The 15553-nt window shown below is 69.1% G+C and carries 10 protein-coding genes; 3 read left to right on the forward strand and 7 right to left on the reverse strand.

The annotated features are described in order from the left end of the window. Positions 1-13: 13 nt before the first annotated feature. The 7 genes from ACFY0T_RS20205 to ACFY0T_RS20235 all read right to left on the reverse strand — a co-directional run bounded on the left by ACFY0T_RS20205 (position 14) and on the right by ACFY0T_RS20235 (position 11140). Complete coding sequence (locus ACFY0T_RS20205) at positions 14-1642, reverse strand: carboxylesterase/lipase family protein (protein ID WP_388872045.1); 1629 nt, start codon at positions 1640-1642, stop codon at positions 14-16. A gap of 125 nt (positions 1643-1767) precedes the next feature. Then, positions 1768-3018 (reverse strand): alginate lyase family protein, encoded by a 1251-nt coding sequence (locus ACFY0T_RS20210; RefSeq protein WP_388872047.1) that lies wholly within the window; start codon positions 3016-3018, stop codon positions 1768-1770. A 22-nt stretch (positions 3019-3040) separates the two neighbouring features. Further along, positions 3041-6376, reverse strand: coding sequence for an alginate lyase family protein (locus ACFY0T_RS20215; protein ID WP_388872049.1), 3336 nt, complete (start codon positions 6374-6376; stop codon positions 3041-3043). Further along, positions 6373-7902 (reverse strand): glycosyl hydrolase family 28 protein, encoded by a 1530-nt coding sequence (locus ACFY0T_RS20220; protein WP_388872052.1) that lies wholly within the window; start codon positions 7900-7902, stop codon positions 6373-6375. Before ACFY0T_RS20220 ends, ACFY0T_RS20215 begins: the two co-directional genes overlap by 4 nt. A 33-nt stretch (positions 7903-7935) precedes the next feature. Continuing rightward, complete coding sequence (locus tag ACFY0T_RS20225) at positions 7936-8799, reverse strand: carbohydrate ABC transporter permease (protein ID WP_388872055.1); 864 nt, start codon at positions 8797-8799, stop codon at positions 7936-7938. Next, complete coding sequence (locus tag ACFY0T_RS20230; protein WP_388872058.1) at positions 8796-9794, reverse strand: carbohydrate ABC transporter permease; 999 nt, start codon at positions 9792-9794, stop codon at positions 8796-8798. The genes ACFY0T_RS20225 and ACFY0T_RS20230 overlap by 4 nt, the downstream gene beginning before the upstream one ends. Next, on the reverse strand, positions 9791-11140 hold the full coding sequence (locus ACFY0T_RS20235; protein ID WP_388872061.1) for an extracellular solute-binding protein: 1350 nt from the start codon (positions 11138-11140) through the stop codon (positions 9791-9793). Before ACFY0T_RS20235 ends, ACFY0T_RS20230 begins: the two co-directional genes overlap by 4 nt. Before the next feature lie 446 nt (positions 11141-11586). Here ACFY0T_RS20235 and ACFY0T_RS20240 point away from each other — a divergent pair, with 446 nt between their 5' ends. From ACFY0T_RS20240 to ACFY0T_RS20250, 3 genes are all read left to right on the forward strand, one after another. Further along, positions 11587-12600 carry a hydroxyacid dehydrogenase gene (locus ACFY0T_RS20240; protein WP_388872064.1) on the forward strand — a complete coding sequence of 338 codons (1014 nt, stop codon included), beginning with the start codon at positions 11587-11589 and terminating at the stop codon, positions 12598-12600. Between the two features lie 148 nt (positions 12601-12748). Beyond that, on the forward strand, positions 12749-13834 hold the full coding sequence (locus tag ACFY0T_RS20245; protein WP_388872067.1) for a LacI family DNA-binding transcriptional regulator: 1086 nt from the start codon (positions 12749-12751) through the stop codon (positions 13832-13834). A gap of 382 nt (positions 13835-14216) precedes the next feature. Continuing rightward, positions 14217-15551 (forward strand): ABC transporter substrate-binding protein, encoded by a 1335-nt coding sequence (locus tag ACFY0T_RS20250; RefSeq protein WP_388872070.1) that lies wholly within the window; start codon positions 14217-14219, stop codon positions 15549-15551. Positions 15552-15553: the final 2 nt, after the last annotated feature.

The following is a 15553-nucleotide window of genomic DNA, read 5'->3' on the forward strand; positions in this document are numbered from 1 at the left end:
CGGTGTCCCGTCGTCACGACCGCCGGTCGCCGCCGGAGCGACGGAAGCGGCGTACGGATGACAGCGGCACCGCCGCGCGCGGGGACGAACCGGCGGGCCCGTGCGCCGCGGTGGTGGTTTCCGGAAGGCTGACGGCCCTGCCCGCCGCTTTGCCCAACTCCGCATCCCACAGGGCGAGTTCACGATCGCGCGGCCCGTGGACAGTGCGCGGTGCGCCGGTGCCGAAGACGCGGACCGGGTGCGAGGCGTCCCAGGCCTCCCACCCGGGATCCCCCTCGACCGCGAACCGTACCCACGCCGTGTGCATCGCGTCGGCGAGTTCCTGCGGGGCGCCCGGGCCCGCGAGCTTCGCCGACTCCGGTACGTCGGCGGTGTCGAAGACGAAGCCAAGCTCCAGGGCGTGGCAGGCCCCGAGGTCGGGCACGTTCGAGGGCCAGCCGAACTCGTAGACGTACGAGGGCGATGGGCGGGTCGGGGCGTCCGCGAGGCGGTGCAGGGGCACGCGGAGGAGGTGGTCGGTGACCATCTGGCCGACGAGGTCGGCGGTGCCCGCGTCCGGGTGGATGGCGCGGTTGCCGCGGGGCACCTCGTGGCCGCAGTGGCAGCGGGCCATCGCGCCGGCCAGGGCGACGGGACCGAGGCGGTCGACGCGCTCCAGGAGGCCGCCGGGCACCAGCCACAGCCGGTACTCCTCGCTGGTCCAGCCCAGGAGGAGATCGACCGCCGCGGCGGCGCCCTCGAGGAGGGCCTCCAGCGGGTCACGCGGGACGAGGTCGCCGTCGACGACGATGCCGAAGGCGGGCCCTCCGAGGACGGGGCTGCTGAGTTTGCCGACGTCGGCCTGGGTGCGCAGGAGCAGATCGCGGTCGACGGCGGCGAACGCCTCGGCCGTCGCCGGGATCCTCAGCCGGGTGGCCATCCTGCGCACCATCCGGCGCACCTTGTCGCGGTCGCTCGCCTCGGGCGGCCCGCTCTGCAGGACGGCCCGGTGGAACAGTCCCGCGGCGCGCGGGCTCGCCAGCAGCGCGCCGATGCTGATGGCTCCGGCCGACTCGCCGAAGACGGTCACGCGGTCGGGGTCGCCGCCGAACTCCGCGATGGACTCCCGTACCCACTCCAGCGCGGCGAGCTGGTCGCGCAGTCCCGGGTTGGCGGGCGCGTCCGGGAAGAGGCCGTAACCCTCCACGCCCAGGCGGTAGTTGAGGGAGACGAGGACGACTCCGTCGCGGGCGAAGGAGCGTCCGTTGTAGACGGGCACGGCCGAGGAGCCGCGGGTCAGGGCCCCGCCATGGATCCACACCATGACGGGGAGCCGGGCGCCCGGTCCCGGCTCCGGCGTCCACACATTGAGGTTGAGGCAGTCGTCGCCGGGCACGACGGGGTCGGCGAGAAGCCGCGCGAACGCCTCGGAGTACGGCGGTTTGGGCGGCGTCGGACCGAAGGCACCGGCGTCGCGCACCCCGTCCCAGGGTTCGGGCGGCGCCGGTGGCCGGAAGCGGCGGGGGCCGAACGGGGGTGCCGCGTAGGGGATGCCTCGGAAGACGGCGATCCCGTTCTCGTACCGGCCGCGCACCGCTCCGTACGGGGTGGTGACCACCGGGTCCTTCGTCTCCGAAACCGAGTCCACCGCGTGCACCGCCATCCGACCACCAGCTCCTCGCCGACTCGCGAACCGTTCACATCAGAGCATCACATCACCTCCGGGTATTCCTTCGGACGTCCTTCGCGCGGACGTCGTTTCCGCGATTTCTGTGGCCGTGGACGGCCCTATTTGGCGTACATCAGCGTGCCGAAGCCGAGCTGGTCGAAGCCTCCGCTGTTCGGGCCGTAGTCACCGCCGCCGCCTTCGGGGCGGACGCTCTCGGCCATGGCCTGGATGTACGGGACGGAGAGCCCGCGCCGGCGCGCATAGTGGTAGTAGAGGAGGTCCCACACCGGCCGGACCTGGCCGCGGCTCGCTGACGAGATCACGGTCTGTGACTGCTGGGCGCAGCTCTGGCCGGTGCCCCAGGTGTACGTCGTGTAGGGCACGTTCTGGCCCAGGTTGTACTTGGCGACGTACTGGGCGCACTTCATGATCCGGTTGCTGTCGTAGCCGTACAGGTCCTCGCCCTGGGACCAGGCCATCTCGCAGAAGGCGCCGAGTTGGCCCATGCCCATCATGGTGTGGCCCTGGTCGCGGCCGCTCTCCTGGTACTGGGCGAGCCCCTCGCTGTCGTACACGAACGGGATGGCGTGCTTGATGGAGCCGTTGCCCGCGCCGTTCTTGAAGTAGTTCACCGCCTGGTCGTACTTGGCCGGGTCGTCGCACAGGATGCCGATGGCCAGGAGCGCGTTCATGTTGCACAGATCCCAGTTGGCCCAGTAGTTGGTGATGCAGGCGGTGTTGTGGTGGAGCAGGAAGTCGTTGTTGAGCGGGTAGAAGACGTTGAGCATCATCGTCTTGAACCGCGCGAGGTCGAATCCGCTGTAGCCACGCATGAGTTCGGCGGCGTTCGCGAACTGGTAGCCGTAGATCCCGGCGGCGAGGAAGCGGTCGGCGTTGCCGGTGACCGTGGTGAGCTTGGCCGACCAGGCGTTGAAGATCTTGACGGCCGTGTCGCCGTTCGCGGTCGTCCCCGCGATCTTCCAGCGCAGCGCGTTCTGGTAGGCCGCGTGGATGTCGTTGTAGAGGATGCCGTAGTTCTCGCCGGTGCCGCCGCGGATGATCGTGGCCTGCGGGTTGGGGGTCCAGGTGCTGGCCGAGTGGCTGTTGGCGGTGAGGCGCTTCCAGCCGGAGAGCCACGGGTCGTCGCCCGCGGCGACCCGTACCTTGGCGCGGTTGAGCTCTCCGTAGGCGTGCAGCATTCCGGGGTGGGTGAAGGTTGCGGGCGCGGCGTCCGCGGTGCCGCCGGTGACGGCCGCGGCGGACGCGCCGACGGCGAGGGCGGCGGTGAGCCCGCCCGCGGTCTTCAGCAGACCGCGGCGGCTCAACTGTGGTGGCTTTCCTTGCGCGTGGGGGTTCTTGGTGCGGCTCATTGCTGGTGCATCTCCAATCCCGCTAGGTGGGGGTGATGCTCACCTCTTCGAACTCGGTGGTGCTGCGGACCAGGGGGCTGCGGGAGCAGACCACGAGGCCCACGTAGTAGGGGGCGTCACCGAATCCCGGGATCTCTCCGTCGGCGAGGGGGGTCCAGGTGGCGCCGTCATCGGTGGAGACGGCCGCGGCGAAGGCGGTCCCGGTGCGCTTCAGCCGCAGCAGCAGGGGCAGTCGTACGGTCGTGGTGCCGGTGAAGGCGGAAGCGCCTGCCACCGTCTTGCGCAGCATCAGCTGCGCGGCGGTCCCGCCGGTGACGATCGCCCCGGCCGCATGGTCGAACGGCGACAGCGACTTGGCCATCAGCAGGCCCACCCGGTCGGCGGTGGCCCCGGTACGGGAGAGCAATCGGGCGGTGATCTCACAGTCGCCGGTGACGGGCTGCCGTACGAACTGGCCGGTCATACCCTGGTTGTTGACGGTGAGATCGGTGCCGGCGCCCCGGACGGTGAAGGTCCCGCCGTCGTACGACGTGCTGCCGGGCGTACGGATCGCCACCACCCCCAGCGTCCCGAAATCGCGGTCGTCGAGGACCACGTCACCGAGGTCGTCATACGTCCAGGGGGCGGGCGGAGGTGTGCCGACCGTGAGGGTGAGGGTGCCGGTCCCGTCGCCGGCCGCGTTGCCCGCGGTGGTCGTGACCGTGAACTCGCCTGTCCCGGTGGGGGTTCCGGAGATCAGACCGGTGCGCTTGTCGACGCGCAGGCCGTCGGGCAGGCCGTCCGCGGTGAACCGTATGGGCTCGTGCGAGCCGCGCAGCAGATGACGGAACGCAACGCCCTTGTTTGCGAACGCGGTGTCCGCCGAGGTGAGTTGGGGCACCGAAGGTGTCGGCACCGGCGCGGCGGACGACTGCGACAGCGGACCGCGCCCGCCGCAGTTCATCTTCGCGACGACGTAGTGGTATGTCGCACCGGGCGTGCCCGTCGCGTCCTCGAACCGGACTCGGGTGCCGAACCCGACCGGGCCGATGCCGGTCGCGATCGTCTGGTACGGGCCGTCGGCGTCGGTGGCGCGCAGCACCTTGTACCGGGCGGAGGGGTCGGGATCGGTCCAGGCGAGTTCGACGGCGTCGGCGCCGCTGGTCGCCCGCAGGCCGGTGGCGGTGCGGGAGGGGCGCGGCACGGACCAGAGCTCACCGGACGAGGAGGAGGTCACGCTGACGTTGTCGAAAGCACCGGTGCCGGTCTCGGCGTACTCCTCGTCGACGCCCAGGCAGGAGGTGAGGACGAGGCCCGCGTACGCGGTGTGCCCCAACTCGACCTCGGTGGAGCCGACCTCGGTCCAGCGGATGCCGTCCGGCGAGATGGCGCCGGTGCAGCGGCGGCCCCTGCGGGTCACGCGCACCCAGTACGGCGTCCGCAGCCGGTAGCCGTCGCCCGCACCCTCGACGTACGGGGCTTGAAGCGGGGTCGCCGACTCCGGCAGGGTGCCGAGGCTGGAGATCGGGAAGGCCGCGGAGGTGGTGATGGCCTGCTGCTGGGAGGGCGGCACGGGGGTGCTGCCGGTGGCGGAGATGTCCGCCCCGGCCGCGGGGCGCACCGTCCACACTCCGCTCCAGGTGTGCAGCGGCAGCCCCTGGATCAGCATGGAGGCATGCGCTGCGTCCGCGTCGAGGGAGTCCCGAAGGGTGACGCCGATCTTGGAGTACTGCGAGCTGAGCGGCCATACGATCCGCGCGCTGACCGTGCCGTCGCCGGGCAGCGGGAGGTGCGCCAGGCGGTAGCTGTCCGCGGTGCCGCTCGCCTCCAGCACGAACCGCTCGCCGTCGAAGGCGGCGGAGCCGGGGATCTTCACGTCCCCGATGTCCTGGGTGGACCAGGGCTCGGGGAGACCGGCGGCAGCCGAGACAGGGCCTGAACTACCGCTGGTTCCTTGAGGGTTGGACGCGATGACCGTGTAGGAGTACGTCCGGCCCGGGCGCACGTCGCTGTCGGTGTACGACGGATGGTCGACCCCGGAGGCGATCTCCTCGTACGGGCCCTCAGGGCGGTTGGCCCGCTGGACGGTGTACCCGCTCGCCCACACCGACGGCAGCCAGCTCACGGTGACCGCCTTGTCGTCGCCCACCGCCGTGACACCCGCCGGAGCCGTGGGCACGCTCGGCGAGGCGGCCGTCGCACCGGCGTAGGCGAAGGTGCCCCAGCTGGGCAGGTCGTCGTTGCTGCCCTCGACGACTCGGGCGCCGCCGGTCCCGCGGAAGACGGCCGCCTTGGTGTACGGGGTATCCAGGCCGCGTACGCCCGCGTAGTGCGCGTACGCCATCTCGTAGATCGGCGGCATGGTGCCGCGCCCGGTGGCCGAGACGGTCTTCTTGATGTACTTGCCGGTACGGTCGAGGTCGGGAGTGAAGGGAACGTCGTTGCCCAGGTTGTAGCGGGCGGCGTACTCGAAGTTCGCGAGGATGCGGTGGTCGTCGTAGCCCCACAGGTCGACGCCCTGGTTCCAGGCGACCTGGGCGATGTCGCCGGTCAGACCGATCGCGAGCTGTTCGTGGCCCTGGTCGCGGCCGGCCTCCTGGCCCTGGCCCGCGTCGGTGACGATGCGGTGGGCGATGCTGCCGTTGCCGGCACCGGCGGCGGCGAAGCGCAGGGCGTCCTCGAAGAGGGTGCGTTCCTCGCAGAACACGCCGATGGCGAGGATGGTCTGAAGGGCCGTCAGGTCCCAGTTGCCGTTGGCGTACAGCATGTAGCCGGACACGGCCGGATACCAGACATCCAGGAAGGACCGCTCGCAGCGGGCGATGTCCTCGTCCGCCCAGCCGTCGTAGTCGCCGTGCCGCAGCAGTTCGGCCGCGTTGACGAACTTGAAGGCCTGCAGGCCCGCGCCGAGCGGGCCGTCGGCGCCCGTGATCATCGTCAGGGACGCCGACCAGGCATTGAGGATGTCGCGGGCCTTGTCGGCGTGCGCGCGGTCGCCGGTGACGGACCAGATGAAGGCGTTCTGGTAGGCGGCGGCCGAGTCGGCGACCGCCTGGTTCTGGAAGTTGGTGGGGCCGCGGCCCCAGGAGGTGATCTGGCCGGTGTTCTGGATCGTGTACGTCGCCTTCGACCGGGCGTGGGCCGCGAGCGCGAGGTAGCCGTCGAAGATCGGCGACTCCTGGGCGGCGATGGCGGCCCTCATACGGGCCAGGTCGTCGGCGGTGTGCAGCAGACCGGGGTGGGTGAAGGCTCTGGCGCCGGTGTCGTTCTCGGCCGCCCCGGCCGTGCCGGGTACGAGCAGTCCGCTCACGCCCGACGCCAGCAGCAGGGCCGCGGCGCCGCCGAGGAAGCCCCGGCGGCTCGGTGCGGGAATCGTCATGACGCGGCGGCCGCCTCGGCCTCGGCGGTGGTGAGGAACTTCAGGTTCAGGACGTGTTCGTTGTAGTACCACTGCACCGTGTCGGTGGTCAGGTACCACTTGGGCTTCTTCATCGAGTCGGCGATGACCGTCCCGTTGATCACCAGGTTCTCGAAGGTGACGTTCTTGATGGCGTGGTCGGCGTCGTAGCCGAGGAAGAGGGACGGGTTGGCGTGGGTGCCCGTGTAGGTGAGGTTCTTGACGTAGACGTCCTCGATGCCGCGGCCGACCGAGGTGTTGTACTTGGTGTTGTACATGATCCGCATGTGGATCACCTGGCCCCAGCGGAAGTCCTCGATGCGTACGTCTTCGATGAGCACGTTCTTGATGAGGTTGGAGTCACCGGGGTTGAGGGCGATGCAGCCCTGGTAGCCCATCTGGGGCTCGCGGTGGTCGAGGATGTCCAGGTTCTTGAAGACCAGGTTCTCCAGCACCTCGGGGGCGTCGGTGTTGCCGTGCGTGCCGACGTTGATCGGGTGGGCGACGTCGGCCCACAGGGTGCAGTTCTGGACGGTGATGTCGCGGGTGTCGCCGTAGTAGTTCCAGCGGTGGGCGTAGATGGCGATGCAGTCGTCGGAGTTGCGCAGGAAACAGCCGTCAATGACGACGCCGCTGCTGGAGAAGATGTCGATGCCGTCACCGTTGCCCCGCGAGCTGAACCCGCGCGCGTGCTTGATGTGGACGTTCTCGCTCTCGCCGAGGGTGGCTATGTAGCCGCCTCCCGGGTTCATGATGATGACGTCCTCGACCCGGATGTTCTTGCTGCCCTCGCAGAGGACGCCGTTCGCCGTGCCTCCGTAGACCATGCCGTGTCCGATGAGGGAGGCCTTCTCCACATCCTTGAAGTAGACCTGACCGACCAGGACGGCGCCGCCCGCCAGATAGACGGTCTTGCCGCTGGGGACGGTGAGGACATTGCCGGTGACGGTGTGCACGCCGGGGCCGAAGTACATGACGTCCGGGTCGTCGGCGGCCGGCGGGTTCGGGTCGATGTGGTTGGTGAACACATGCAGGCAGTCGAAGACCTGGTCATTGACCTGGACGACGACATCCCGCGGCTCGTCGAAGGTGAAACGCAGGGTGTCGCCGAGGAGTTCGGGCTTGATGCCCAGCGCGTCCGGTCTCACCCGGGCCTTGGTGGTGCCGCCCTTGAGGTAGGTGACCTCGATCTCGACGGACCCCTGGAAGTCGAAGTAGACCATCGACGTGTCGTAGACCTTGCCCGATCCGGTGGTGGGGTTGATCTCCTCCAGCCGCGGCCGCCAGATGTCGAGGGTCTGCCACTCGCCGTCGGGAGCGACACGGACCCGCACCTTGAAGCTGGTGTTGGTCGGCATGGTGGACGGGCGCGGGTAAGTGACCAGCTTCGGTGCGGAGTTGTCGTCGTCCGCGCGGGCCGCCGTGGCCGTCAGGCCGGACAGTCCTGCGGCGAGCACGGTGGCACCGGCCGCTTGGAGGGCGGTACGGCGTGACAAGGGCGTGTTCATGCGTGACTCCTTGCAACAGGTGAGTAAGCGGGGTTACTTGAGACCGGAGGTGGACATGCCGGCGACGAAGCCGCGCTGGGCGATGAGGAAGATCAGCAGGATGGGGGCGACGTACATCACGGAGGCAGCGGCCTGAAGGTTGGTGACGGGCGTCCCTGCCGAGGTGACGTAGTTGGACATGACCGCGACCGCGAGGGTGGAGCGGTCGGTGGACAGCAGCAGTTGCGGGGCGATGTAGTCGCCCCAGGTCCAGGTGAAGGCGATGACGAAGCTCGCGGAGAGGACCGGCCAGGACTGCGGCAGGAATATCCGCCAGAAGATTGCCGCGTAGCCGCAGCCGTCGACGATGGCGGCCTCCTCCAGCTCGCGCGGCAGCCCCGCGAAGAACTGCCGGAAGAGAAAGACCAAGTAGGGGGCGGCGGACAGGCCCCACAGCACCCAGGGCCAGTAGGTGTCGACCATGCCGAGCTTCGCGAAGATCAGATAGGTCGGCAGCAGGGTGATGAGCTGGGGCAGCATCATCGAGCCGAGCAGCACCCCGAACAGCGCCTTCTTGCCCGGCGCGGTCAGCCGGGCGAACCCGAAGCCGACCCAGGCCGAGCTGAGGGTGACCAGGGTGGCGTAGATGGTGGCGATGACGAGGGAGTTGCGGGCGTAGCCGAGGAAGTCGATGAGGTGGTAGGCGTCGGCGAAGTTGTGCCACTGAAAGGGGGCGGGAACCCAGTGGACGGGCGAGGCGGCCAGTTCGGCCGGGGTCTTGAGGCCGCTGAGGACCAGGCAGCCGAAGGGGCCGAGGAACAGCCCGGTGATCGCGACCAGGACGGTGTAGAGGACGAGGCGGTTCACTCGTATCCGAAAACGGGCCGGCGACTTGGGGGGCAGGCTGGTGGCGGTCACTTCTTCGCCTCCGGGTCGACGTTGTAGAACACCGCGCCGGACGTGGCCCTGAAGATGAGTCCGGTCACGACGAGGATCAGGACGAAGAGCACCCACAGCAGCGCGGAGGCGTAGCCGTAGCGGCCGAACGCGAAGTACTCCGCGAACACGTGCATCATGTAGAGGTAGTTGGACTGCGGGATCGCGGTGATGCCCTGGGGGGTGCCGTCGGGCGCCAACAGCAGCGGCATGATGGACTGCACCGACGCGATCACCCCGGTCACCGTCTGGAAGAGCAGCACGGGGGAGAGCAGTGGCACGGTGATGCTGCGGAAGGTCCGCCAGGCGCTCGCGCCGTCGATGCGGGCCGCCTCGTGGAGTTCGCGGGGCACGTCCTGGAGCCCGGCCAGCGAGATGATCATGATGTTTCCGGCGGCCCACAGCACCGTCATCAGCAGCACGTAGCGGGCGTAGGGGTCGGCGAGCCAGCCGATCGCGTCGATGCCGAAGATGTTCAGCACGCCGTTGGTGGCACCGGAGTTCTGGTCGAAGAGCTGCTTGAAGGCGATGCCCGCGCCCACCGGGGGTACCACGGCCGGCAGATACAGCAGGGTGCGGAACAGTCCGCGGGCCCTGAGCGGCCGGTTGACCAGAACCGCGAGCCCGAGCCCGGCAATGATCGACAGCGGCACCGAGGTCACCGCGAAAAGGCCCGTGCGGCCCAGGGCGTCCCAGGTCTGCGCATCCGAGAACAGCTCGCGGTAGTTGCCGAGTCCGACGTACCGCCAGTGCGGCGAGATGCCGTCGAACGTGGTGAAGCTCAGCCACAGCGCGTACGCCATGGGGGCGATGGTCAGCAGCAGGAAACCGATGATCCAGGGCGAGGTGAACATGTAGAACGCCCGGTGCCTGCGCGCGGTCATGGACGTGCGCGGCCGGTCCGCGGCCCGTGCCCCGCCGGTGGTCGCGGTCGAGCCGGACCGGTCCGCGACGGAGGAGATCTGCCCGACGGTCATCCCACCTGCTCCTTACCGCGCTTGAGCTGCTCGTTCATGGCCGAGTTCAGATGGCCGGCGAGGCTGTCGACGGACATCTCACCCCTCATGGCTGCCGGGGCGAACTGGTTGAAGATGGCGTAGAGCGAGTCCGCCGTGGCGAAGGGGGTGAAGGCGATCACCGAGAAGTGCTTGAGCTCGGCCTCCTGCACCTTCAGCACCCGCTTCTGGTAGTCCTCCTGGGCCGGCATCAGCGGACGCAGGGACTTCAGGGTCGGGATGCCCCAGCCGCTGGAGGCGCGCGCCTTGGCCGGTGCCTCGCCGAAGAACCACTCGAAGACCCGCCAGGCGGCGTCCTTCTTGCGTGCCTTCTTCGGCATCCACAGGCCGGTGCCGGCCTGGCAGGGGCTGGTCCGCGCGCCACCCTCGAAGACCGGGGCGGGGGCGAGGCGGGACACCGGCGCCAACTTCTTGTCCGCGTTGATCAGGCCGCCGAGCCAGTAGCCCGAGTTCGTCATGGCCATCCGATTCGCCTGGTAGGTGGGACCGTCCCAGGTGTTGGGGTCGGGCTGGATGATGCTGGGCCCGACCTTGGTCCTGCAGTAGTCGATGTACCAGCCGAGCGCCTTGCGGGCCTCGGGGGCGGTGAAGTCGACTCGGGAGAAGTCGTCGCTGAAGAGACTTCCTCCGGCGGCAACTGTCAGGCTCGCCAGCAGATTGGGGGTGAGGACGCCGTTGTAGCTGCCGCCGAAGACGGTGGTCTGGCCGTTCTTGCGCCGTGTGAGCCGCTTGGCGTTCTCCAGCCACTCCTCGTACGTGACCGGTTCGCTCTCCGGCGGGTAGTCGACACCCGCCTTGTCGAAGAGCGCGGTGTTGTACCAGTACATGGAGTCCTGGGAGAAGTCCTTCGCCATGCCGTAGCGCGGCCCCTTGCCCTGGGTCCTGCCGTCGTACCGCCACAGGTCGTTGACCGGGTCCAGGTCATCGAGCTCGAGGACACTGCTCTTGGCGAAGTACGGATCCAGTTCCTCCATCACGTCCCGTGCCGCGAAGTACGGCGCGTCCACGGCGCCGACGCCGCGCACCAGATCGGGCGGGTTGCCGTTGGTCATCATCGCGACCAGCTTGGTGATGCTGTACGGCACCTTGATGATCTTGACGCCGATGTCCTTCTGGGCCTGCTTGACCAGTTCCGGGGAGATGTCGTCGGGCTTGACCATCAGCGTGACGGTCTCGCCCTTGCCACTGACCCCGGTGGACACCTGCAGCGCACAGCCGCTCAGCGCCGCCGCACCGGTCGCGACGCCGGCCGCCGAGAGGGCGAGGAATCGGCGACGGCTCAGCGGAGCACCGGCCTGGGTGTGCATGAACTACCCACTCTCTTCACTCAGATGGATGACGACACAGGGGCACGCTCCGAGGGATGTGATGCGGCGTGCGAGTTTCAGAAACCGGTTGCTACAAGCGGTGCAGGGAGCTTCCTTCTGAGGGCACGGCACGTCAAGAGGCATGACGAACTTTCGAAAACTGTGGGCCTCCTGGGCGCAGGGGGCTCCAGTGCCTACGCTCCTGGTCAGGAAGGCAACCGGTTGTCTCACCATGCGCCGAATACGACACCCTCCCGAGCAAGCTGAGTAACCGATTTCGCGCCGGAGCGGGATCAAGGACCGCATCCGGCCGACTCGGGCAAGCCACGCTCCGGGGCCACACGACGCTCCCGCCCGTCGTCCCACCGATTGACCGCCGCTTCCTGGCAGATATACGGTAGAAGGCGCTTTCTGAAAATGTTTCCATCCAGTGTGTCAGGAGAGCCATGCCAAGCCCGCAGCCGCCGAGGGTCGCGTTCGCGATGGATCCGGTGCACCTCCCCCTGCTCTTCCCTCCGCCGCTCATGGCCCGGCTGAGGAAGGCGTCCGACCTCGACCCCGCGCTCGTCGTACGGGACTTCACCGATCCGGCGACCGCGGATGCCGTCGCCCGGGCCGAGGTGCTGATCACCGGGTGGGGCTGCCCCCGCCTCGACGCGGGCGTCCTGGCCGCCGCACCCCGGCTGCGCACCGTCCTGCACGCCGCGGGCTCGGTCCGCTCGCTGGTCGGCGAGGCCCTGTGGGAGCGTGGGATCACCGTCTCCAGCGCGGTGACCGGCAACGCCCTGCCGGTCGCGGAGTACACGCTCGCCATGATCCTGCTCGCCGGGAAGGACACCTTCACCCACCGCGAGCGCTTCCGCGCCAGCCACACCTACCCCTCCCACACCGAGACCGCGGCCACGGGCAACGTCGGCCGCCGGGTCGGGGTCATCGGCGCCTCGCGCGTGGGCCGCCGCCTACTGGAGCTGCTGCGGCCGTTCGACTTCACGGTCCTGCTCCACGACCCCTACGTGAGCCCCGCCGAGGCCACCGCCTTGGGCGCCGAACTGCTGTCTCTGGAGGACCTGTTGCGGCACAGCGACATCGTGTCGCTGCACGCCCCCGACATCCCCGAGACCTACCGCATGCTCGACGCCGACCGGCTCGCCCTCATCCGGGACGGCGGCGTCCTGATCAACACCTCCCGCGGCGCCCTGGTCGACCCCGGCGCGCTCACCGACGAGCTGGTCTCCGGCCGGCTGCACGCGATCCTCGACGTCACCGAACCCGAACCACTGCCCGCCGGATCCCCGCTCTACCGCCTGCCCAACGTCTTCCTCACCCCGCACATCGCGGGCTCGCTCGGCAACGAGCTGGAACGCCTCGGCCGCATCGTCGTGGAGGAACTGGAGCGCCTGGTCGCGGGCCTGCCCCCGGCCCACGAGGTACGGCACTCGGACCTGGACCGTGTCGCGTGACCCCCGCACCGACGCGACCCGTCATGGGAGAGAAACAATGGGATACGGTTTCCGCACCGGCAAGGGGCGCACCCCCCTGGTCGCCCGGCGAAGGGCCGCGGCCCTGTTACGCCGGCGGAGCAGTCGTGACGGTGAAGGAGCCGCAACGGTGAGTCAGCGCAAGGCGCCCGGTGACGCCGGACGGGCCACCATCCGCGACGTGGCGGAGCGGGCGGGGGTCTCCGTCGCCAGCGTGTCGCGCGTCCTGTCCGGCAACTACCCGGTGTCGGAGGAGCTGCGCCGCCGGGTGATGAAGGTCGTCCGGGACCTGGACTACGTCACCAACGCCCATGCCCGCTCCCTGGCCGGCGGCGGCACACCGACCGTGGCGATCCTCATCAACAACATCACCGGCGCCGCGTTCGCCCACGTGGCCAAGGGCGTCGAGGGCGCCGCCACCCTGCGCGGCTGGCTGTCGCTCGTCGGCACCACGGGCGACGACCCGGAGCGCGAGCTCGCCTTGGTGAACCTCATGCGCCAGCAGGGCGTCGCCGCGGTCGTCCTGCTCGGCGGCGCCTACGACTACGAGGAGTACCAGCTGCGCATGGCCCGCTTCGCCCGCTCCCTCGACGCGGCCGGCTCCCATCTCGTCCTGGTGGGCAGGCCGCCCCTGGAGGGTGACGTCCCGGCGACGACAGTCGACTACGACAACGAGGGCGGCGCCTACGCGATGGCCAGCCACCTGCTGTCGGCCGGACACCGCAGGGTCCTGGTGCTGCCGGGACCCGCCGAACTCACCACGGCCCAGGGCCGGTTGAGGGGCGCGCAGCGGGCCTTCGAGTCGTACGGGGTGCCGTTCGACCCGGGCATGGTGCGGCACGGTCCGTACGACGACGAGCACGGGTACAGCGCCGTCGAGACGGCCCTGCACGAAACGCCGGACTTCACCGCGGTGCTCGCCGGCACGGACGTGGTCGCCGCGGGCGCCATGCAGTCCTTGCGCGCCGCAGGGCTGCGGGTGCCGGAGGACGTCTCGATCGTCGGCTACGACGACATCCCGCTCGCCTCCCAGCTCACACCCCAGCTGACCACCGTGCACGTACCGTACGAGGAGATGGGCCGCGTCGCCCTGCGCGCGGTGGCCGACCGGCGCGAGGCCGGGGCGGGCCGCCGCAAGGGCGCCGACGGCGACCACCTGGTGCTGGGCACCCATGTCGTCGTACGCAACTCCGTGCAGCCGCCCGCCCGGCGCTGACTGCGCTGTGGGGGAAGTGCTCGTTTCGTAAACGGTTTCCCCCGCTTTTTTCGAGCCCGGCGGGAGTGTCCGAGACGCCCGCCGGGCTTCTTCCACTTCTGGGACTGTAGCCACTGACCTGGCCTTATGTCCTGCCGCGCGCGCTCGCTCGGCCCACTCCTGGACCTCACCAGACGGACAACCCGCCGTAACAAATTTCTGCGCACCTCTTGCTAGGCGCCGACCCCTCGGCCTACCGTCCCAGCAACCGCTTACTACAGCTTCCGCTTGGCCGACCCCCCGCAACCGCGAGCCGACGGATTCCCGGCCGCCGTTCCCGGCCTGCACCGAGCCGCCGTCCTCTCGTTCCGAGCCGCCCTACATTCCGAAGGAACACGGTCAGATGAACTTCACCAGCCGCCGGAGAAGGTTCGCCCACGCCACCGTCGCGGGTCTCGCGCTCACTGGTCTGCTCTCCGCCTGCGGCGGATCGGACTCCGGGGACGACACCAAGTCGTCCGGCCCGGTCACCCTCCCCTTCTGGGGCTGGGCCAACGGCCAGGAAGCCGTCGTCAAGGCGTTCAACGCCTCGCACAAGGACGTCAAGCTCAAGTACACCAAGGTCACCGACCAGTTGACCATGCAGAAGCAGCTGACCAACGCGGTGAAGGCGAAGAACGCGCCCTGCCTGGTGCAGAACACCGCCGAGTACGTGACGAGCTGGGTCTCGCAGGGCGCGCTCGCCGACATCACTCAGTACGTCGGGTCGAACAAGGACAAGTTCAACGCCGGTTCCTGGGCGAGCGCGCAGGTGCAGGGCAAGCTCTATGGCGTCCCCACCAGCTCGGCGCCCAACTTCACCATCTACCGCACCGACATCTTCGAGAAGTACGGCCTCAAGCCCCCCGCCACCTGGGACGACTTCATCGCCGCGGGCAAGGCTCTGAAGAAGCACGGCATCAAGATCACCAACTACGCCGGCGAGGACCCGAGCACCCTGGAGGTGCTCGCCATGCAGGCCGGCGCGCACTGGTACTCCATCGACGGCAACTCCTGGAAGGTGAACTTCCAGGACGCGGGCACCCTCAAGGCCGCGAAGGTGATCCAGGAGATCATCGACAACGACCTCAATTCCAAACTGTCCTTCGCCGACTACGCGGCCGTGCAGCGCAACTACGACAACGGCGGCACCGCGACCCGGCAGATCTCCACCTGGCAGATGGCCGGCATGGTGCAGAACTTCACCAAGTCCTTCGGCAAGTGGGCGCTTTCACCCTGGCCGACGTACCAGGGCGAGGCGGCCAAGACCCCGGCCGGCACCAACCTGACCGGCAGCGTGACGCTGGTGACCAAGCAGTGCAAGAACCAGCAGCAGGCCGCCGAGGCCGCGCTGTGGATGTCCACCAACACCGGCGCGGTCAAGACGATGGCGAGCCCGACGACCGGCAACGGCGTGATGCCGGCGCTGGCCGACAGCAACTCGTACGTCGGTGAGGCGATCTCCGACAAGCTGCTCGGCAAGAACTACGAGCCGGCCCAGAAGATCGTCACGGACAGCCTGAACACGGTCACCACCGACTGGACCTTCGGGCCGGACTGGACGGCCATGTTCACGGAGATGCAGGCCGGCTGGGCCAAGGTCGTCAACAAGCAGGAGAAGGTCACCGATCTGCTGGCGCACATGCAGGAGTGGACGGTCAAGGACCTGAAGTCCCGCGGCATCAGCGTCGAGGGCTAGAG

The organism is Streptomyces sp. NPDC001530 (genome assembly GCF_042894545.1).
Classification (GTDB): domain Bacteria; phylum Actinomycetota; class Actinomycetes; order Streptomycetales; family Streptomycetaceae; genus Streptomyces.